The following is an 18,548-nucleotide window of genomic DNA, read 5'->3' as shown; positions in this document are numbered from 1 at the left end:
CATTGGTTGAGGGTCTGCGCTAACCTTCGCGCACCGCTGCCGCTCCACGCTGAGAAAGAGGCACCAGGAAAGGCCAACTTCATGCGTAAAGCGACGGCAGCAGCCGCTCTGGCCGTGCTGTTCACATTGTCGTCAGCACCCGCACACGCCGCGACGATTCCTTCGGAGCGCGTGACGATCGACGTGGTGACGGTGAACGGTTCCGGGTGCAAGCAGGGCAGCGCCGAAGTGATCGTCTCACCGGACAACACCTCGTTCTGGGTGATCTACAGCGACTACCTGGCCCAGGCGGGCAAGGGTGCCGGTGCGACCGACTTCCGCAAGAACTGCCAGCTCACGCTGCAGATCAACGTCCCGCAGGGCTTCACGTACGGCATCGCGGAAGCGACCTACGGCGGCTACGGGTACCTCAAACCCGGCGCGACCGGGTACCAGTCGGTGAATTACTACTTCCAGGGTCAATCGGCCACCACCACGTGGAAGCACTCGTTCACGGGGCCGTTCGACGACAACTGGTCGATCACCCACAAGACCGAGTTCTCGGAGATCGTCTGGTCGCCGTGCGGCGAGCAGAAGAATCTCAACGTCAACAGCGCACTGCGCGTCGACAAGGGTAGCTCGGATGCCAATACAAACAGTTTCATGACGATGGACTACCAGCGCGGAGAAGTGCGCACTCTGCACCACTTCTCGTGGAAGCGCTGCTGATTTTCTGACAAAGGCCGCCGCCACCGAAGTTCCAACCGCCGCCACCCCTCCCTGCGAGACGCGTTTGGAAAGGTGCCCCTCATGCTCAACGCGGTTGCCGCTGCCCTGCTGGCCTCGGCCATCATCATCCCGCCCGGTTCGCCCAACGAGACGCCGCCGCCCGACCACATCACCATCGACGTCGTCACGGTCAACGGCTCCGGCTGCCCGGCGGGCACCGCGGCCGTCGCGGTGTCCGAGGACAACAAGGCCTTCACGGTCACCTACAGCGACTACCTGGCCCAGATCGGCGTCGGCGCGCGACCGACCGACTTCCGCAAGAACTGCCAGCTCAACCTCCGGGTCAACGTCCCGCAGGGCTTCACCTACGGCATCGCCCAGGCCGACTACAGAGGCTTCGCGCACCTGGAGAGAGGCGCGTACGCCATCCAGAAGGCCAACTACTACTTCCAGGGCATGTCGCAGAACGACTCGGCGCAGCACCGCTACAACGGCCCGCACAGCGACGACTGGCAGGCCACCGACCAGACCGAGGTCGCCGCGATCGTCTACTCGCCGTGCGGCGAGAAGCGGAACTTCAACATCAACACCGAGCTCCGCGTCTACCCCGGCACGTCCAACACGGCCACGACGACGAGCTTCGTGTCGATGGACTCCACGGACGGTGCGATCGACACGACCTACCAGTTCAGCTGGAAGACCTGCCCCTGATAGCCCCTCAGTAGTGCTGTGACTACCGCACGCGTCCGCACGGACGTGTGCGGTAGCACATATGTGAGAGGAGCCGCGTACAGATTCGCGTGTGCGGGCGTCTTACCCCCATGACGGGGCAGGTCGGGGTAAAGGGGCAGCCAATGCCATCCGCCGCATACGCGCAGTACGGTGAGGATCGCAAGGCTCACAGGGGAGGTCGGATCCTGACCACGACGCTGCTCCCGGCCAGACGGTCGGAGGAGACCGCGGCCGGCTCGCGCTGGCCGCTCAGTGGTGACTACCGCCAGGTGCTCGCGGACCTGGCGTTGATCTTCTTCGCCGTGCTCGACGTCTGGCTGTACGGGCTGTGGCTCGAAGCCGACCCGATCACGGACCTCCCGCCGGTCGAGAACTACCAGCTGTGGCTCAACTGGCTCGCGGTCGGCGCGCTGGTCCTGCGGCGGCGGTTCCCGTTCCTCACGCTCGTGCTGACCATTCCCGGCTTCTTCGTCGGCTGGTCGCAGCTCGCCGCGATGATCGCCCTCTACACGGTCGCCCGCCGCTACCTCGGCGGCTGGCAGACGGGCCTCGCGGCCGCGCTGGTGTGGCTCTGCCGGTTCGTCGCCTGGCCGTTCCAGGAGCTGATCGACCGGCCCGCCTCCGGCCACTTCCACTCCGCGATCTACGGCTTCCTCGTGTCTGGCCTGCCGATCGCGATCGGCCTGCTGGTGCACGCGCGCCAGGAGCTGTCCGACCGCATCCGCGAACTGGCCGAGTCACGCGAGAGAGAACGTGTGCTGCACGCGCACGCCATCCGTGCCGACGAACGGGCAAAGCTCGCCCGCGAGATGCACGACGTGGTGTCGCACCAGGTCAGTCTCATCGCCATGCAGGCCGGTGCGTTGCGCATGGCCGTGGTCGACGCCGAGCACAAGCAGGTCGCCGGCACCATCCGCATGTTGTCGACGCGCACGCTCGATGAACTCCGCACGCTCGTGTCCGTCCTACGCACCACGGACGACACCCAGCCGGGCCTCGACGAACTGTCCGACCTGGCCGCCGACGCGGGCTTCGAGGTGACCATCCAGCTCAAGGGTCCGGTCGAGGACCTCCCCGCACCGGTGTCCGGCGCCGTCTACCGGACGGTGCAGGAGGCCCTGACCAACATCCGCAAGCACGCGGTGGGTTCGAGCGCGACGGTGTTCATCGACGCCCAGTACGACGACAACGTGCAGGTCGAGGTGCGCAACACCGCCCCGTCCAGCCCGTCGTCGTCGCTGCCCAGCGGAGGTCACGGCCTGGTCGGCCTGCGCGAACGCGCCACGTTGCTCGGCGGCGAGTTCTCGGCGGGGCCGACCGAGGACGGCGGCTTCCTGGTGACGGCGTCGTTCCCGAGGGAACGCGTCATCACCGATTGAAGCCCTGGAAGGCGTGGAACGACTTCTTGGGCTCCAGGCGGTAGGGCGAGTTGTCGTCGTCGAACCGCTCGCGCATCGTGCGCAGCAGGCTGTACGAGGCCATGTCGTAGTCGCGGTCGCGGCACGTCGGGTTGTGCGGTGAGTCCGGCGTGATGACCGAGTACAGGTGCGATCCCTCGACGTCGGGCTGTGCGGCGAACACGCGCAGCATGCGGGCGATGTGGTCGGCCTGCTCGCGTTCGTTGCGCTCGAAACCGGGCTTGATCACCGGCGGGTCGGCCTCGTAGTCGACGATGTCCCAGCCCATCCCGCCGGCCTTCGCGGCACCCGTGAACGTGCAGCAGCCGTACTCCATGATCATCAGCGGCTTGCCCCAGCGACGGTATCTGTCCAGGTCGGCCGTGTACTCGGCATCGGTCTCGAAGTACGTGTAGTAGTCGAGGCCGACGAGGTCGAACAACGACCAGTCGTTCCAGTCGGCGTCCGCCCCCGCGGCCGCGCCGTAGGTGATCCGGCCCCGGAACTCCCTGCGCGCCACCTCGACCGCCCGCACCATGAACTCGCGGAAGCGCTGGATGACCGCGGGCCAGTCCGTGATCGACGGGATGTTCGCGAGCCGGTCCAGGAACGTGTCTCCGGGGATGATGCCCGGCGTGAACAGGAAGTGCTCGCAGCCGGTGACGAACGCGATGTCGTCACCGCGCCGCTTCCGTTCGGCCGTGCGCGCGGCCTCGGCCATGTGCTCCAGGATCTGCTCTTGCGGGTGGTCGTAGAGCCTCGGCTGCACGAAGACCCGCATGCCCCGGCGCAACGCCGCGTCCGTCGTCTCGGCGAGGCGGCCGAGGTCGCTGCCGAACGCCGTGATCGACGGGCAGCGCAACTCGCCGGCGAGGATGCGGATCTCCCGTTCCAGCTGCTGACGGCTCCAGCGCACGCGGCTCAACGGCTCCCCCGCCGCGTGCAGCACGCCGGTGTCGTAGCAGACACCGCCACGCTTCTTCGGCGCCGCCGACGCCGTGCCGCCCCCGATGCTCAGTGCCGCGGCACCCACAGCAGCCTTCAAGAACACCTTTCGACTGATCATCGTTCCCCCTCGACTAGTTGCTCAACTAGGCTCCTGTTCATGCAACCAGAAAATCGGCCGGGCGGCCAGAAGCGCAGCTTCATCGAGGACGCCCGCCGCGGTCAGATCGTGGCCGCGACCATCGCGACGATCGCCGAGATCGGGTACGCGAAGGCGTCGTTCGTGCAGATCGCACAGCGTGCGGGCATCAGCCCGGGGCTCATCACGTACCACTTCGCGAAGCGCGAGGAACTGATGAAGCAGGTCATGCTGACCGTGCACGACTCGATGGACCGCGCTCTGACCGCACGCTCCGAGAGCGCCGACGGCTACGTCACGGCGCTGCGGTCGCTCATCGAGGGTTTCGTGCACTACTGCGCCGAACACCCCGCGGAACTCATCGCGATCTCTCAGATCGCGGCCGCCGCACGGGACGCCGAAGCCGCACGGACGTGGTCGGAGGAGCAGAACGAGCAGACGCTGACCGAGTTGGAGGACATGTTCCGCGAAGGTCAGGCATCCGGGGAACTGCGCGAGTTCGCGCCCAGGGTGATGGCCGTGTCGGTCATCGCGGCGATGGAGGCGGCGCCGGCCGAGCTCATGGCCCGGCCGGACACCGACGTCACCCGGTACGCGAAGGAGCTCGCGGACCTGTTCGAACTGGCGGTCAGGCGCGCTTAGACGCCAGCGACGCGCTCAGAGCCGCCGCCGCACCGAGCACACCGCACGTGAGCGCCACCGACAACGTCGGCTCGTGCTCCAGCAACACCGATACGAGCAGCCACACGGACAGGCCGAGGCCGAGGCCCAGCGGCACCGACGCGATCACCGCCGCCAGGCCGGTCTGCCGCCGCCGCAACGCCCGCAGGTTCGACTCCAGGTAGGCGAACGTGAAGAGCAGCAGCAACGCCGAGCCCGTGCCCATCAGGCTCAGCCACGGCGTCTGGTTGGACTTCAACAGGAACGGCGCCCCGTCGTCGACGCGCGCCGTCACGACGCCGCCGATGATCCACCGCGCCGCACCCGGCAGCACGAAGCCCTCCGGCGTGCGCTCAGGCACGTCGGCGAGCGGGATCCCGGCCGCCGTCACGACGAGATGCGTGCCGTCGACCTTCACCGGGTCTGCCAGGTCCTGCGAGATGACGACCTCGGGCGGGTTGCCGGTCGCCGCGAACGGCACGACGGCCATCGCGATCAACGCGAGGGCGGCCACCAGCCACAACGCCCAGGGCTTCGACGGCGGCCTGATCACCTCCGAGGCCGGCACCAGCGTGCTGCTGCCGCTCAGCCGTGCGGCCGGGATCGGGTCGACCAGCGTGGCCCGGATCCGCTGCCCCGTGAGCGTGACGGTGTCGCGCTCAGGCACGGGCCGCAGCGACGGACGCGTGGAAGACGACGACACCTGCGGTGCGAGGTGCACGGGCATGCCCAGGCGCACGAGCCAGTCCGGACCGAACAGGTGGCCCGCCGCGGCCGCCAGGTCGATCGCGAACGTCTCGGCGTTGCGGTAGCGCGCCTCCGGCTCCCGGGCGATGCTGCGCATCACCACGCCCGCAAGGGGTTCCGGCACCTTCGGCACCGGCCGCGGTTCCTGGAAGACCCGCTTCTGGATCATCGCGATCGGGCCGCCGCCGCGTTCGAACGGCAGGTCGCCGCACAGCAGTTCGTAGAGCATCGTGCCGGTCGCGTAGACGTCGGCCGCGGGCGACAGCGCGTTGCCCATCGCCTGCTCCGGCGCGATGTAGGCGGGGGTGCCGAGCACCGCTCCACCGTGCGTCACGAGCGTCGCACCCTCCGACACGACCTGGGAGATGCCGAAGTCCGCCACCTTCACCACGCCGTTCGAGGTGAAGAGCAGGTTCTTGGGCTTCACGTCGAGGTGCAGCACCCCGGCCTCGTGCGCCGCGTGCAGCCCGGACAGCGCCGCGAGCACGATCCCGCAGGACTGCTGCGCGGTCAGGCCGTCGCCGGAGAACCGCGACCAGACCGTGCCGCCGTCGAGCCGTTCCATCACCAGCAGGTGCTCGCCCTGCTGCCGGACGTAGTCGTAGACGGGCACGATGTGCGGGTGGTCGAGGCGGGCCAGCAGCCGCGCCTCGTGCTCGAAGCGCTCGCTCATCCGCGGATCCTCGGCCACCGCGTGCGGCAGCCGTTTGATCGCCACGGGACGCCCCAGCTGACGGTGCACACCGCCGTAGACGACACCCATGCCGCCCTCGCCGATCTGCTCACCGACGGCGTACTGCGGCAGCGCGGCGACCACACTGGACTGAATCACCGTTGAATCCTCACGGTATCCACATCGGACGGATGCCGCCGCTCCCCGGGGTGCGGCGTCAGGTATCCGAGCACGAACGCGGCCGCGGCGGCGCCCACGATGAACGGGATCTCGGCCGTGGGCGACGGCGCCACCAGCCGCAGCACCGACAACGAGATCACCGCGACCAGCCCCGTGCCGATCCCGGCGGGCAGGAACCGCATGGCGCGCTGCCACCGGTTCGGGGGCAGCCGCCGGCGGGCCAGCGCGATCAACGCCCCCGCCCACGACAACCCGGTCAGCACGAGCACGCCCAGACCGAACGCCCCGTAGACCGACCAGAGCGAGCCCTTGACGTCTCCGGTCGTCTCGACAGACGCGATGCTCTCCCGCCCGACGTCGATGACCTCAACTGTGACCGGAAGGAGACCAATCGCCTGCGAGCCGAGGTCGGTGGGCTCCAGCGGGAACGACCGGGTCTCCGAGGACTTCGCCGGCACGTCGAACGGAACCGTTGTGTCGTAAGCGAAGAAGGTCAACGCGAGCGCGGTGCCGCTGATGCGCACGGTCTTCACGCGCTGCACGGTGGTCGTGTTGTTGCGGACCGTGACCGAGACCTTGGCGGTCTGCGAGGGGTCCAGAACGAGGTTCCCTACTCCAACCGGCCTACCGTCCACATCGGCCTCGAGGATCACAGACCCGTCCTGTGCGAGGGCCGCCGGGGGAAGCAGCATAATTCCGCACCACAGCAGTAAACCTGCACCGGCCATGCGACGTCTCACTAGCGCACCTTAGGTTCTGATCCGGGGAGAGGGAATGCGGTCTTTAGGCTTACTCGTGGCCATGATGGCCGGTGTTACGGTGCTGGTCGCCACACCGGCCGCGGCCCAGCAGCCGCCCAGTGTGACCGCGGCGCCGCAGCCTGCCACAGCAGGCGGCCCCGTGACCATTTCCTGGGGCGGATTCGTTACGTGTCGTGCCGTCAGCATCAGTTTCACGCTCGACGGCGCCCAGATCGCGTCGGCGGCCTCGGCCTCCAGCGGCTCGGTCGGGGCCACCGTGCCCGTGGGCACCAGTGCCGGTAGCCACAAGCTCGAAGCCAGGTCGTCCAACACGAAGTGCGGCGTCGCGGGCAGCGCGTTGCGCGTCGTCGTGCCGCCGCCCCCGACCACCACGACGACCAAGCCGCCCGTCACCGTTCCGCCGGTGACGAACCCGCCGGTCACCAACCCGCCCGTGACGACGCGTCCACCGGTCGTCACCACCACGACTCCGGGCACGACCACGACAACGACGACGACCACCACGGACTCGTCGGCCCCGTCCTCGTCCACCGACGCGCTGACCAACCCCGACGACGGCGTGCTGGTCCTGGACAAGGAGAACATCCAGCCCGGTGACGACCTGACCGCGACCGGCACGGGCTGCCCCAAGGGCGCGAACGTGACGCTGAAGTCGCTGGGCCAGGACGTCGGCAAGACGACCGCGGACGAGAACGGCACCTTCCGGTCGCCGGTGAAGTTCGCGAACATCGAGCCGGGCCGCCACAAGGTGCGCGCGGAGTGCGGCATCGTGCTCGTGGGCAACGTGGACGTGACGCTGTCGAGTTCGTCCGGCGGTACGACCAGCACGCTCGTGGTGCTGTTGTTCTTCCTGCTCGTCGGTGCCGCGATGCTGCGCCGCCAGTTCTCGGGACTGCGGCGATAAGAGATATGCGAAAGGCCCCCTCTCCGCAGGATGAGGGGGCCTTTCGCATTGTTCGAAGATCCGAGCCTTACGGCTCTTCGCGCTGGCGGCGCAGCTTGGCGAGAGCCTCTTCGAGGATCGCCTCGCCGTCCGCGTCGGAGCGCCGCTCCTTCACGTACGCAAGGTGCGTCTTGTACGGCTCGTTGCGCGGCGGCGCGGGCGGCGTCTGCTCGTCACGACCTGCCGGCAGGCCGCAGCGCGGGCAGTCCCAGCTCTCCGGGACCTCCGCCTCGACCGCGAAGGAAGGCCGGGACTCGTGACCGTTCGCGCACCAGTACGACACCCGACGACGGGGCGCGGACTCGCCGCGTTCCGATTCGCCCATCGGGCCTGCGCCGACGCGGGTACCGCGAATCGCGTTACCACCGGACATCGACCGTTACACCCCCACCAAGTGGTTACTCCAAGCCCCTGAGGGCTTCTGCCGCTGAACGGTTGATCAGGCTGACGGAGGCAGCTTGATCAGGAGTCCGATGCCCACGATGGCGATGATCCAGACCGCGCCGACGAACAGCGTCAGGCGATCGAGGTTCTTCTCGACAACGGAGGAACCGGACAGACTCGACTGCATACCGCCGCCGAACAGCGAAGAAAGGCCGCCACCACGGCCGCGGTGCAACAGCACGAGCAGCACCAGCAGCACGCTGGAGACGATCAACAGGATCTGCAGGAACAGGATCATTTCTTCCTCGCTGTCAGGCAGCCGACGCCATAGAGTACCTGTTCGACTGCCGAACGTGTGCAACCAGTGGGGTTAAGGGTTTATCCAGATCAACTTAGGGTAGAGGCCCGCCGGCAGCCAATGCGCACAGCTTGGTGAATTCGTCGGCCTGAAGGCTGGCACCGCCGACGAGAGCGCCGTCGATGTCCTTCTGCCCGATCAGTTCGCTGATGTTCGACGACTTGACCGAACCGCCGTAGAGCACCCGGACGACGGCCGCGGTCTCCTCGCCGTACTTCTCCGCGACGAACGAGCGGACCAGCGAGCACACCTCCTGCGCGTCGGCGGAGGAGGCGGTGCGACCGGTGCCGATGGCCCAGACGGGCTCGTAGGCGAACACGATCTTGGCGACCTGCTCGGCCGTGAAGCCCTTGAGGCCGTCCTCCAGCTGCTGGCGCACCAGCTCCAGGTGACCCTTGGCCTCGCGGACGTCGAGCTTCTCGCCGAAGCAGAAGATCGGGGTGACCTCGACCTTCAGCGCCGCCTTGACCTTGGCGTTGACGATGGCGTCCGTCTCGCCGTGGTACTCGCGCCGCTCCGAGTGACCCACCGTCACGTAGTCGCAGCCGAGCTTCGCGAGCATCGGGCCGGACACCTCACCGGTGTAGGCACCGGAGTCGTGCTGCGAGATGTCCTGCGCGCCGTACTTGAGGAGCAGCTTGTCGCCGTCGACCAGCGTCTGGATGCTGCGGATGTCGACGAACGGGGGAAGAACGGCCACCTCGACCTTGGCGAAGTACTTCTCCGGGAGGGAGAAGGCGATCTTCTGCACGAGACCGATCGCCTCGAGGTGGTTGAGGTTCATCTTCCAGTTGCCCGCGATGAGCGGGAGCCGGGCTGCCATCAGGACTCCAAAACGCTGATGCCGGGGAGTTCCTTGCCCTCGAGGTACTCGAGAGAGGCGCCACCACCGGTGGAGATGTGCGAGAAGCCGTCCTCGGGCAGACCCAGCGCACGCACCGCGGCAGCCGAATCGCCACCACCGACGACGGTGAACGCCTCGGACTTGACCAGGGCCTCCGCGACGGCACGCGTGCCACCGGCGTAGGTCTCGATCTCGAAGACGCCCATGGGGCCGTTCCAGAACACGGTCTTGGCGTCGGCGAGCTTCGACGCGAACAGCTCGCGCGACTTCGGGCCGATGTCGAGGCCCATCTTGTCGGCGGGGATCGAGTCGGTGCCGACGACGTCGTGCTCGACGCTGCCGAACTCGGCCGTGACCAGCACGTCGACCGGCAGCACGAGCTCGACGCCGCGCTTGTCGGCCTCTTCGAGGAAGCCGCGAACCTGGTCGAGCTGGTCGGACTGCAGCAGCGACGTGCCGACCTCGTGGCCCTGGGCCTTGAGGAACGTGTACGCCATGCCGCCGCCGACGAGCAGCCGGTCGACCTTGGCCAGCAGGTTCGCGATGACGCCGAGCTTGTCGGACACCTTCGCGCCGCCGAGCACCACGACGTACGGGCGCTCCAGGTCGTCGGTGAGCTTCTTGAGCACGCCGAGCTCGGTCTCGACGAGACCGCCGACGTACGCGGGCAGCTTCTGCGCCACGTCGTAGACCGAGGCCTGCTTGCGGTGCACCACACCGAAACCGTCGGACACGAACGCGTCCGCGAACGCCGCGAGCTCCTCGGCCAGTGCGGCGCGCTCGGCGTCGTCCTTCGAGGTCTCACGGGCGTCGAAGCGGACGTTCTCCAGCATCACGACGCCACCGTCGGTGAGCGCGCCGACCACGGAGGTGGCGGACGGGCCGACCAGGTCGCTCGCGAGCGCGACCTCGGTGCCGAGCAGCTCACCGAGGCGAGCGGCGGCCGGGGCCAGGGAGAACTGGGGGTCCGGCTCGCCCTTGGGGCGGCCGAGGTGCGCGGTGACGATCACGCGGGCACCCGCGTCGGCGAGCGCCTTGATCGTCGGCACCGACGCGCGCACACGGCCGTCGTCGGTGATCTTGTCGCCATCGAGGGGGACGTTCAGGTCGGCGCGTACGAGTACGCGCCGACCTGCGACACCCTCGGCGAGCAGGTCGCTGAGAGTCTTCACTGACTTCGTCCGCTCCTGCTCAGATCTTGGCGGCGACGAGCTTGACCAGGTCCGCGAGGCGGTTGGAGTAGCCCCACTCGTTGTCGTACCAGCCGACGACCTTGACCTGGTTGCCGATGACCTTGGTCAGCGGCGCGTCGTAGATGCACGAGTGCGGGTCGGTGACGATGTCGGCCGACACGATCGGGTCCGTCGAGTACTTGAGGATGCCGGCCAGCGGGCCCTCGGCGGCGGCCTTGTACGCGGCGTTGACCTCTTCGACGGTGACCTCGCGCTTGAGCGTGACGGTCAGGTCGGTGGCCGAGCCCGTGGGGATCGGCACGCGCAGCGCGTAGCCGTCGAGCTTGCCCTTGAGCTCCGGCAGCACCAGGCCGATGGCCTTCGCGGCACCCGTGGAGGTCGGGACGATGTTCAGCGCGGCGGCGCGGGCACGGCGGAGGTCGCTGTGCGGCGCGTCCTGCAGGTTCTGGTCCTGCGTGTACGCGTGGATCGTGGTCATGAGGCCCTGCTCGACGCCGAAGCTGTCGTTGAGGACCTTGGCCAGCGGCGCGAGGCAGTTCGTGGTGCAGGACGCGTTCGAGATGATCGTCTGCGAGCCGTCGAACTTCTCCTCGTTCGCGCCGATGACGACGGTGAGGTCCTCGTTCTTGGCGGGCGCGGAGATGATGACCTTCTTGGCGCCGCCCTCGTCCACGTGCGCGCGGGCCTTGGTGGCGTCGGTGAAGAAGCCGGTGGACTCGACCACGACGTCGACGCCGAGGTCCTTCCAGGGCAGAGCGCCCGGGTTGCGCTCGGCGAGGGCCTTGATGACCTTGCCGTCGACGGAGATGCCCTCGTCGGTGACCTGCACGTCGGCGTCCAGTCGACCGAGGATGCTGTCGTACTTCAGCAGGTGCGCCATCGTGGCGACGTCACCGAGGTCGTTGAACGCGACGATCTCGATGTCGTGGCCGCCGGCCCTCACGGCGCGGAAGAAGTTGCGCCCGATGCGACCGAAACCGTTGACACCTACACGAACCGTCACGACTGACTCCTTGCGTTCAGCTTGGTAGGAACAAGCCCACCCTATCTGCCGAACTGCGTCCCTGGTCACAGGGATAGTGAGTATCTCTTGATCGAGCCAGAAAAACCTGTCCTGATTAGGCCGTTCGGCGGCGCAGCGCGCGGAGCATCCAGAGGTACGCGCTCAGTTCCTCTGCCGCCTCCGCGGCGGTGCGGCAAGCCTCCGGACCGGTGTCCTTCGCGTCTCTTCCGACGACCGCCGTGATCCTCGCGAGCCACTCGTCCACCACTTGCCGGTCCTGCGGCGGGACGAGCGGGTTCGCTGGTCTGCTCTGGGCTGTCATGAAGGGATCCTGTCGAGGGTCGGAAGGACCCTTCAATACCCCGAAACAGCGGGTGTTACGGACCGTTACGCACCGGTACGGTCAATGGTCATGACGGCCAATGCCGCCTGCGTGACATGTGGAAACCCGCTCACCGAAGCGGTCGCGGGCCGACGCTACTGCTCCAACGCCTGCCGTCAACGCGCGTATCGCGAACGCAGCTCGGCACGCGACGACTCCCCGCATGACACCGCGCTCCCGGCGCCGCTCGACACCTTCGTCGGCCGCCGCGAGGAACTGGCCGCGCTGGCACGCCTCGGTGCGGACCGGCTCGTCTCGCTGGTCGGCCCGGCGGGCGCGGGCAAGACCAGGCTGGCCGTCCAGCACGTGAGCAAACGCGCTGATCAGACGTGGTGGGCGGCGCTGGCACCCGCGTCCGACGCCGTCCAGGCGATCTACCACGCGGTCGGCGCGCACCCGTTGCCCAACCGGTCGGTGCGCGACGCCGTGATCGCCGAGATCGAGCAGCACCGGCGGCCGTTGCTCGTGCTCGACAACTGCGAGCACCTGCTGCTCGACGTCGGCGACGTGGTGGCGGAGCTCTTGGCGGGCTGCCCGCGGCTGCGCGTGCTGGTGACGTCGCGGGAGCCTCTTCGCCTTGCCGGAGAACAGGTCTTCGCGGTCGGTGAGCTGGAGCTGCCGCCCGCGGATGCCGACCTCGCCGAAGCTCTGCGTCATGACGCCGTGGTGCTCTTCCGCGACCGTGCCGTGTCGGTGGACCGCTCGTTCGAGGTGGACGCGTCGAACGTCGCCGACGTCGTCGCCGTGTGCCGGTCGTTGGACGGCATGCCGCTGGCCATCGAACTGGCCGCGCGGCGCATCACCGTGCTGTCCCCCGCCGACATCCTTGCCCGATTGGGCGACCGCCTCGCGTTGCTGACCGGTGGGCCGCGCGCCGCCGACGACCGGCACCGCACGCTGCGGGCCGCGATCGGCTGGAGCTACGACCTGCTGTCCGAGGAGGAGCAGGCGGCCTCGCGCCGGCTCGCGGTGCTGGGCGTGCCGTTCGACCTCGGGGTGGCGAGCGCGGTCTGCGGCGTTCCCGACGCCCTGGAGCTGCTGACCGGCCTCGAGCAGAAGTCGCTGCTGGTCGCGGAACGGGTCGGTGGGCACACGACGTTCCGTCAGCTCGAATCAGTGCGTCTCTACTGCCATGAGCGCGCCATCGCGCACGGAGACGTCTCTCTTGTGGCCGACCGTGTGGTCGAGTGGGTGTGTTCGGTCGTGGAGCCGGAGATCTCGTCGTTCTTCCCGTCGCCACCGGTCGTGTTGCGCCTGGACCGCAACGTGGGCCTGCTCGAACTGGCCGTGGCGAGGACGGCGGACACCGGCGACTGGTCGCGGCACGCCCTCACGATCGTCGCCACGGCCTGGACGTCGACCCCGCGTGGCCCGCGCGGTGCTCCCACCGAGCTGCTGCACCAGGCGCTGACCCGGCCGATGCCCCAGGCGTACCGCAGCGTCCTCTCGGTGCTCGCTGCGATGCACCACCGGGTGCGCGGCGGCTGGCACGTGACCCGCCGGTTCGCCGAGGAGTCGCTGGCCATCGAACGCGCCGACGCCTGCCGTCCCGGCACGACGGCCCGCGCGCTGGAGGTGCTCGCCTCGGCCGAGGCACACACCGGTGATCCCGCGGTGGCCTGGCGGCTGTTCGACGAGGCCGCCGTGCTGCTGCGCGACTCGGACGACCAGCTGGCGCGCGCCATCCTGCTGAACTCCTACGGCTGGACGTTGCTGCAGCACGGTTTCGCGGACCGGGCGGCGCCGCTGGTGCGCGAGGCGTTGACGCTGACCCGGTTGATCGGCCTGCCGCACATGCTGAACCCCGTCCTGCACAGCGCAGGTGCGATCGCGTTGGCGCGCAAGAGCTTCCCGGAGGCCGTCGACCTGTTCCGGGAGAGCCTGGAGGTGGGGTCGGAGCACCCCATGGACCAGTTCTACGACCTGGAAGGGCTGGCGCTCGGGCTGGTCGGTGTGGGGTCCGACGACGAACGCGCGCTCTCGCTGCTGACGTCCGCCTCCGTCGTCCGCACCCGCTACGCGTTCCGCGCCGAGCCGTACTGGCAGGACCTGCTGGACGACGCGCGGGCCGTCTGCCGTGACCGGATCACCGCCGCACGGCTGCGGGCCGCCGAGTCGACGGGCGAGCGGATGTCGTTGGCACAGGCCATTTCCTACGCCCTGACCGCGCAGCCGCTCGCCGAGTCCGACGACGTGATCTCCGCCCGCGAACGGCACGTGGCGACGCTCGTGGCGGAAGGACTGACGAACCGGCAGATCGGGCAACGGCTCGGAATCTCACCGCACACCGTTGCCCGGCACGTCACGCACGCGCGTTCGAAACTGGGACTGCGCTCACGGGCTCAGCTCGCCGTGTGGGCGGGCCGGCACACGTCCTAGACCGCGTCCTGCAAGTCTCGCCCGTGACTCTCATCGAACGGACCTGCAGGACGCGGTCTAGACCTCGGCCTCGAGCATGTCCGCCGTGACCGCGGACTCGGTGTCCGGCAGTCCCAGGTCCTTGGCCCGCTTGTCCGCCATGGCCAGCAGACGCCTTATACGGCCTGCCACCGCGTCCTTGGTCATCTGAGGGTCGGACAGCTGCCCCAGCTCCTCGAGCGACGCCTGCCGGTGCGCGAGCCTGAGCTGCCCGGCGGCGGCCAGGTGGTCCGGCGCCTCCGGTCCGAGGATCTCGAGCGCCCGTGCGACTCGTGCCGCCGCCGCGACGGCCGCACGGGCCGAACGGCGCAGGTTCGCGTCGTCGAAGTTCGCGAGCCGGTTGGCGGTGGCGCGGACCTCACGTCGCATCCGGCGCTCTTCCCACGCCATCACGCTGTCGTGCGCGCCGAGTTTGGTCAGCATCGCCCCGATGGCGTCGCCATCCCTTATCACCACGCGCTCGGCCCCGCGGACCTCACGCGACTTGGACGAGATGCCCATCCTGCGGGCCGCGCCGACCAGCGCCAGCGCCGCCTCGGGACCGGGGCAGGTGATCTCCAGCGACGAGCTGCGACCGGGTTCGGTCAGCGAGCCGTGCGCCAGGAAGGCACCGCGCCACGCGGCCTCCGCGTCGCAGACACCACCGGACACGACCGGCGCGGGCAGGCCGCGCACCGGGCGGCCCCGCGGGTCGAGCAGTCCGGTCTGGCGGGCCAGCCCCTCGCCGTCCTTGACCACGCGGACGACGTACCGGGTGCCCTTGCGCAGGCCGTTGGACTGGATCGTGAAGACCTCGGCGTGGTGGCCGTAGAGCGCCTGGATCTCCTTGAGCAGCCTGCGCGCCGCGGAACCCAGGTCGAGCTCGGCCTCGACGACCACCCGGCCGGACACGATGTGCAAGCCCCCGGCGAACCTGAGCAGGGAGGACACCTCCGCGCGGCGGCAACAGGTCTTGGATACCGCGAGCCTGCTCAGCTCGTCCTTGACCGCCGACGTCATCGCCACGGGCTTGTCCCTCCCACTCCGGTCTCCTCGACCACTTGCCTCAGGCAACCGGCCAGCGCCTCCGGATCATGCCGCTCAGCGGCGTCCGGTGCGGCGATCTTGGCCAGATGCGTACGCGCACCCAGTGCCGAGGCGGCGCGCGTCAGCCGGTCCGGGGTGGGGACCGAGTCGACGTCCGCGATCACCGCGTCCACCTTCAGCTCGGGTGCGTGTTCGCAGACTACGTCCAAATGCCGCTCCGGAGAGAAACCAGCGGTTTCACCCGGTTGGGGGACGAGATTGAGCACAAGAACCTTCTTGGCCCGCGTGTGCACGAGCGCGTCGTGCAGTTCGGGCACCAGCAGATGCGGCAACACGCTGGTGAACCACGATCCGGGGCCGAGTACCACGACATCGGCGTCAAGTACAGCCTGTACTGCTTCCGGGCAGCCGGCAGGTCGCCCGTTCGGGGCAGTCAGCCGGATGCGCTGCACGAGCCCCGGTGTGGTCGCGATGGCGACCTGTCCCCGGATGCGCCGCACGTCCTTCTCGTCCTCGTCGAGGCCCACGACGTCCGCCTCGATGTCGAGCGGATCGTTCGACATCGGCAGCACCCTGCCCTTGACGCCGAGCAGCCGGCTCGTGAGGTCGAGCACCGCCACGGGGTCGCCGAGCTGCTCGAGCAGCCCGGCGATCACCAGGTTCCCGACCGCGTGGCCTGCCAGTGCCCCCGTGCCGCCGAAGCGGTGCTTGAACAGGGACGTCCAGCGCTGGCTGGCCTCGTCCTCCCCCGCCAGCGCCGCCATGGCCTTGCGCAGGTCACCCGGCGGCAGCAGGTCTTGCAGCTCGCGCCGCAGCCGCCCCGACGAGCCACCGTCGTCCGCGACGGTCACCACGGCCGTCACGTCGTCGGTGACCCGTCTGAGCGCGGTCAGCGTCGCGTGCAACCCGTGTCCGCCACCCAAAGCAACAGCTTTCAACTTCGTCACTCACGTCCCAGATCCCTGTGCACGACCTTCACGGCCATGCCGTCCTCGCTAGCCAGCCGCGCGGCCAGCTCTTCGCTCAGGGCCACACTGCGGTGCTTACCGCCAGTACAGCCGATCGCGAGCGTCAGGTAGCGCTTGCCCTCACGCCGATAACCGGCACCGATGAGCCTCAGCAGCTCGTGGTACCGATCAAGGAACTCGTCAGCGCCCTCCTGGGACAGCACGTAGTTGCGCACCTCACCATCCAGACCCGTCTGCTCGCGCAGTTCCGGGATCCAGAACGGGTTGGGCAGGAACCGCACGTCCATGACGAGATCGGCGTCCATCGGCAGCCCGTACTTGTACCCGAAGCTCAGCACGGTGACCCGCGTGCGCGTCGCGGCCTCGGTGCCGAACGTGTCCTCGATCTTGGCCCGCAACTGGTGAATGCTCAGCGCACTGGTGTCGAGAACCAGATCGGCTTCCTGCTTGAGCGGCGTCAACAGAATCCGCTCGGCCTCGATGCCGTCCTGCAACCGCCCGTCCCCCTGCATGGGGTGACCGCGGCGCACCGCCTCGAAGCGGCGGATCAACACGTCGTCGGTGGCTTCGAGGAAGAGCACGCGCGGCTTGTACCCCCGCGCGTCGAGGTCCTTGATGATGGCGGCCAGGTCCTCGGTGAACGCGCGGCTCCGCACGTCCATGACGACAGCGACCCTCGTGATCGCCCCGCGCGCCTGAGCGCCGAGCTCGACCATGGTGGCGATGAGTTCCGGCGGCAGGTTGTCCACGACGAACCAGCCGAGATCCTCCAGGCACTTGGCCGCGGTGCTGCGGCCCGCACCGGACAGCCCGGTCACCACGGCGACTTCGATGCCGGACTTCTCCGCGTTCACGACTACGACTCCGTTACCTGTTCATGAGCGCTGCTGGGCGCTCTCGTTTGGGCGAGCTGTGTGCTGGGCTGCGCTCCTGTCGCGACACGCCCGGCACGCAGTCTCCCCTGGAACGGCCCTCACGCGCGGCAGGTTCGACGGTCGACACGGCCGCGCCGTGGCCGCGGTCACGATCCTCGCCCGGTTCGCGGGACGCCCGCAGGACGAAAGTGACCACTGCGGCTGGTGAGAACGATGAGGGGCTCTTCACGGCGCGACCGGACAGCTCGACTGGAACGCCAGCCGCGCGTCGGCCCCGGACGCGATCCGGTCCAGCTCGTCGTCCAGCGCCATGAACACCTCCCACGCCTCTTTGCGTGCGGCTCGGGCGAGACGCGCGGTGACCAGCTGTTCCAGGTCCGGGACGCGCTTGGCCTTCCAGACCTTGTCCGCGAGACTCACCAGCAGGTCCTCCAGCCCGATGCCGTCCGCGGTCCACGACCCGTGCGTCCGCGCGAAGCGGGCCAGCCGTTCCTCGACGCCGCGAGCCCGCAGCAGCTCGTACCCCGCCGGCTCGTGAGCCGAGCCCGGACCGGACAACTCGTTGGGGTGCAACACCTTCCCGATGTCGTGCGTGGCCGCGCCGAACAGCACCGCGGCCCGGTCGACGGCCGCAGCCGGGTGGTGCGCCGCGACCCACGCGACGAGTTCGCACGCCACGTCGTGCACGGCCCGCAGGTGCGCGACCAGCCGCGGTGAGGCCCGCAGGTCGGACAGGAGGGTTGCGGCTGCGGCGGGGAGGGGGCGCAGGGCCACGTCCTCGGTCATGGCGCGGCGCGCCAGCGACTCGGCCTTCGTCGACACCGGCGGCGGCACCAGCGGCGGCACGGTGCTCGCGACTCCGGCGGCCTCTGCCTCCGCGCGACGGCCGGACTCCTGACTCATGTGCCGGCCGCCTCGAGACGGATGTGGCGGATAGGCTGCACACTCAGGTGGCGGGCCACCTCTGGGCCGATGCCGCGAGACGGCTCCACGCTGGAGGGTCGCGCCGACTCCACGCTCCAGGGCCGCGCCGGCTCCGAAATCATGGGGCGTGCCAGGTCCGGACCCACGCAGTCGACCGGCGCCGAACCCATCTGGCGCACAAAATCCGGGCTCGCACGGCGCGCCCGACCCGGACCCACGCGGTGAGCTGGCACCGAACCCCTGCGGCACGCCAGGTTCGGGCTCGCGCGGTGGACCGGTGCCGAACCC

19 protein-coding genes are annotated in these 18,548 nt (G+C 69.0%); 6 read left to right on the top strand and 13 right to left on the bottom strand.

What is annotated here, in order from left to right:
- Nucleotides 1-81 precede the first annotated feature (81 nt).
- The 3 genes from ACH413_RS27815 (at nucleotide 82) to ACH413_RS27805 (ending at nucleotide 2,819) form a co-directional block, all read left to right on the top strand.
- A complete protein-coding gene (locus ACH413_RS27815) occupies nucleotides 82-708 on the top strand; it encodes a DUF4360 domain-containing protein (protein WP_360031398.1) in 627 nt (208 codons plus the stop codon).
- 81 nt (nucleotides 709-789) lie between these two features.
- Entirely contained in the window at nucleotides 790-1,419 is a 630-nt protein-coding gene (locus ACH413_RS27810; RefSeq protein WP_360031400.1) for a DUF4360 domain-containing protein, read from the top strand.
- Between the two features lie 143 nt (nucleotides 1,420-1,562).
- Nucleotides 1,563-2,819, top strand: coding sequence for a histidine kinase (locus ACH413_RS27805; protein WP_360031402.1), 1,257 nt, complete (start codon nucleotides 1,563-1,565; stop codon nucleotides 2,817-2,819).
- On the opposite strand, the gene ACH413_RS27800 is transcribed toward ACH413_RS27805, so the two are convergent.
- Nucleotides 2,809-3,903 carry an abortive phage infection protein gene (locus tag ACH413_RS27800; RefSeq protein WP_360031404.1) on the bottom strand — a complete coding sequence of 365 codons (1,095 nt, stop codon included), beginning with the start codon at nucleotides 3,901-3,903 and terminating at the stop codon, nucleotides 2,809-2,811. The genes ACH413_RS27805 and ACH413_RS27800 overlap by 11 nt on opposite strands.
- A 39-nt stretch (nucleotides 3,904-3,942) precedes the next feature.
- On the opposite strand from ACH413_RS27800, the gene ACH413_RS27795 reads away from it, so the two are divergent.
- Nucleotides 3,943-4,563, top strand: a complete 621-nt coding sequence (locus ACH413_RS27795) for a TetR/AcrR family transcriptional regulator (RefSeq protein ID WP_360031405.1) — start codon at nucleotides 3,943-3,945, stop codon at nucleotides 4,561-4,563.
- Here ACH413_RS27795 and ACH413_RS27790 read toward each other — a convergent pair.
- Nucleotides 4,550-6,160, bottom strand: a complete 1,611-nt coding sequence (locus tag ACH413_RS27790; protein WP_360031407.1) for a serine/threonine-protein kinase — start codon at nucleotides 6,158-6,160, stop codon at nucleotides 4,550-4,552. The two genes, ACH413_RS27795 and ACH413_RS27790, sit on opposite strands and share 14 nt — an antisense overlap.
- Nucleotides 6,157-6,873 carry a hypothetical protein gene (locus ACH413_RS27785; RefSeq protein ID WP_360031409.1) on the bottom strand — a complete coding sequence of 239 codons (717 nt, stop codon included), beginning with the start codon at nucleotides 6,871-6,873 and terminating at the stop codon, nucleotides 6,157-6,159. The genes ACH413_RS27790 and ACH413_RS27785 overlap by 4 nt, the downstream gene beginning before the upstream one ends.
- A 109-nt stretch (nucleotides 6,874-6,982) precedes the next feature.
- On the opposite strand from ACH413_RS27785, the gene ACH413_RS27780 reads away from it, so the two are divergent.
- A complete protein-coding gene (locus ACH413_RS27780) occupies nucleotides 6,983-7,846 on the top strand; it encodes a hypothetical protein (RefSeq protein WP_360031411.1) in 864 nt (287 codons plus the stop codon).
- 67 nt (nucleotides 7,847-7,913) lie between these two features.
- Here ACH413_RS27780 and ACH413_RS27775 read toward each other — a convergent pair whose 3' ends face one another.
- The 6 genes from ACH413_RS27775 to ACH413_RS27750 form a co-directional block, all read right to left on the bottom strand.
- Nucleotides 7,914-8,258, bottom strand: a complete 345-nt coding sequence (locus ACH413_RS27775) for an RNA polymerase-binding protein RbpA (RefSeq protein ID WP_030478110.1) — start codon at nucleotides 8,256-8,258, stop codon at nucleotides 7,914-7,916.
- Between the two features lie 66 nt (nucleotides 8,259-8,324).
- Nucleotides 8,325-8,567: a preprotein translocase subunit SecG gene (gene secG, locus ACH413_RS27770; protein WP_360031413.1), complete on the bottom strand. Its 243-nt coding sequence runs from the start codon at nucleotides 8,565-8,567 to the stop codon at nucleotides 8,325-8,327.
- Nucleotides 8,568-8,661: 94 nt separating this feature from the next.
- Nucleotides 8,662-9,450 (bottom strand): triose-phosphate isomerase, encoded by a 789-nt coding sequence (gene tpiA / locus ACH413_RS27765; protein WP_360031415.1) that lies wholly within the window; start codon nucleotides 9,448-9,450, stop codon nucleotides 8,662-8,664.
- On the bottom strand, nucleotides 9,450-10,643 hold the full coding sequence (locus ACH413_RS27760) for a phosphoglycerate kinase (RefSeq protein WP_360031417.1): 1,194 nt from the start codon (nucleotides 10,641-10,643) through the stop codon (nucleotides 9,450-9,452). Before ACH413_RS27760 ends, tpiA begins: the two co-directional genes overlap by 1 nt.
- A gap of 19 nt (nucleotides 10,644-10,662) precedes the next feature.
- A complete protein-coding gene (gene gap, locus ACH413_RS27755; RefSeq protein WP_360031419.1) occupies nucleotides 10,663-11,667 on the bottom strand; it encodes a type I glyceraldehyde-3-phosphate dehydrogenase in 1,005 nt (334 codons plus the stop codon).
- 115 nt (nucleotides 11,668-11,782) lie between these two features.
- Nucleotides 11,783-11,989 carry a hypothetical protein gene (locus ACH413_RS27750; protein WP_360031420.1) on the bottom strand — a complete coding sequence of 69 codons (207 nt, stop codon included), beginning with the start codon at nucleotides 11,987-11,989 and terminating at the stop codon, nucleotides 11,783-11,785.
- A 90-nt stretch (nucleotides 11,990-12,079) separates the two neighbouring features.
- Between ACH413_RS27750 and ACH413_RS27745 the strand changes: the two genes are divergently transcribed.
- Complete coding sequence (locus ACH413_RS27745) at nucleotides 12,080-14,428, top strand: LuxR C-terminal-related transcriptional regulator (RefSeq protein ID WP_360031422.1); 2,349 nt, start codon at nucleotides 12,080-12,082, stop codon at nucleotides 14,426-14,428.
- 57 nt (nucleotides 14,429-14,485) lie between these two features.
- Here ACH413_RS27745 and whiA read toward each other — a convergent pair whose 3' ends face one another.
- The 4 genes from whiA to ACH413_RS27725 all read right to left on the bottom strand — a co-directional run bounded on the left by whiA (nucleotide 14,486) and on the right by ACH413_RS27725 (nucleotide 18,239).
- Nucleotides 14,486-15,472, bottom strand: coding sequence for a DNA-binding protein WhiA (whiA, locus tag ACH413_RS27740; protein ID WP_089912944.1), 987 nt, complete (start codon nucleotides 15,470-15,472; stop codon nucleotides 14,486-14,488).
- Nucleotides 15,463-16,431 carry a uridine diphosphate-N-acetylglucosamine-binding protein YvcK gene (gene yvcK / locus ACH413_RS27735; RefSeq protein ID WP_360032506.1) on the bottom strand — a complete coding sequence of 323 codons (969 nt, stop codon included), beginning with the start codon at nucleotides 16,429-16,431 and terminating at the stop codon, nucleotides 15,463-15,465. The genes whiA and yvcK overlap by 10 nt, the downstream gene beginning before the upstream one ends.
- A 5-nt stretch (nucleotides 16,432-16,436) precedes the next feature.
- Nucleotides 16,437-17,294 (bottom strand): RNase adapter RapZ, encoded by an 858-nt coding sequence (gene rapZ / locus ACH413_RS27730; protein WP_167971916.1) that lies wholly within the window; start codon nucleotides 17,292-17,294, stop codon nucleotides 16,437-16,439.
- Nucleotides 17,295-17,561: 267 nt separating this feature from the next.
- Entirely contained in the window at nucleotides 17,562-18,239 is a 678-nt protein-coding gene (locus ACH413_RS27725) for an HD domain-containing protein (protein WP_360031424.1), read from the bottom strand.
- Between the last annotated feature and the right edge of the window lie 309 nt (nucleotides 18,240-18,548).

The sequence above is a fragment of the Lentzea sp. NPDC020367 genome, assembly GCF_044387305.1.
Classification (GTDB): Bacteria; Actinomycetota; Actinomycetes; order Mycobacteriales; family Pseudonocardiaceae; genus Lentzea.
Note: the sequence above shows the minus strand (reverse complement) of the source record. Positions and strands in the feature narration are given on the sequence as shown.

What these genes read in the sequence shown, in the direction of transcription:
- ACH413_RS27750 (WP_360031420.1), bottom strand. Translation starts at nt 11,989, where the DNA reads ATGACAGCCCAGAGCAGACCAGCGAACCCGCTCGTCCCGCCGCAGGAC.
- ACH413_RS27795 (WP_360031405.1), top strand. Translation starts at nt 3,943, where the DNA reads ATGCAACCAGAAAATCGGCCGGGCGGCCAGAAGCGCAGCTTCATCGAG.
- ACH413_RS27775 (WP_030478110.1), bottom strand. Translation starts at nt 8,258, where the DNA reads ATGTCCGGTGGTAACGCGATTCGCGGTACCCGCGTCGGCGCAGGCCCG.
- ACH413_RS27785 (WP_360031409.1), bottom strand. Translation starts at nt 6,873, where the DNA reads ATGCTGCTTCCCCCGGCGGCCCTCGCACAGGACGGGTCTGTGATCCTC.
- ACH413_RS27725 (WP_360031424.1), bottom strand. Translation starts at nt 18,239, where the DNA reads ATGAGTCAGGAGTCCGGCCGTCGCGCGGAGGCAGAGGCCGCCGGAGTC.
- ACH413_RS27810 (WP_360031400.1), top strand. Translation starts at nt 790, where the DNA reads ATGCTCAACGCGGTTGCCGCTGCCCTGCTGGCCTCGGCCATCATCATC.
- ACH413_RS27780 (WP_360031411.1), top strand. Translation starts at nt 6,983, where the DNA reads ATGATGGCCGGTGTTACGGTGCTGGTCGCCACACCGGCCGCGGCCCAG.
- ACH413_RS27745 (WP_360031422.1), top strand. Translation starts at nt 12,080, where the DNA reads ATGACGGCCAATGCCGCCTGCGTGACATGTGGAAACCCGCTCACCGAA.
- tpiA (WP_360031415.1), bottom strand. Translation starts at nt 9,450, where the DNA reads ATGGCAGCCCGGCTCCCGCTCATCGCGGGCAACTGGAAGATGAACCTC.
- ACH413_RS27805 (WP_360031402.1), top strand. Translation starts at nt 1,563, where the DNA reads ATGCCATCCGCCGCATACGCGCAGTACGGTGAGGATCGCAAGGCTCAC.
- ACH413_RS27800 (WP_360031404.1), bottom strand. Translation starts at nt 3,903, where the DNA reads ATGATCAGTCGAAAGGTGTTCTTGAAGGCTGCTGTGGGTGCCGCGGCA.
- secG (WP_360031413.1), bottom strand. Translation starts at nt 8,567, where the DNA reads ATGATCCTGTTCCTGCAGATCCTGTTGATCGTCTCCAGCGTGCTGCTG.
- ACH413_RS27815 (WP_360031398.1), top strand. Translation starts at nt 82, where the DNA reads ATGCGTAAAGCGACGGCAGCAGCCGCTCTGGCCGTGCTGTTCACATTG.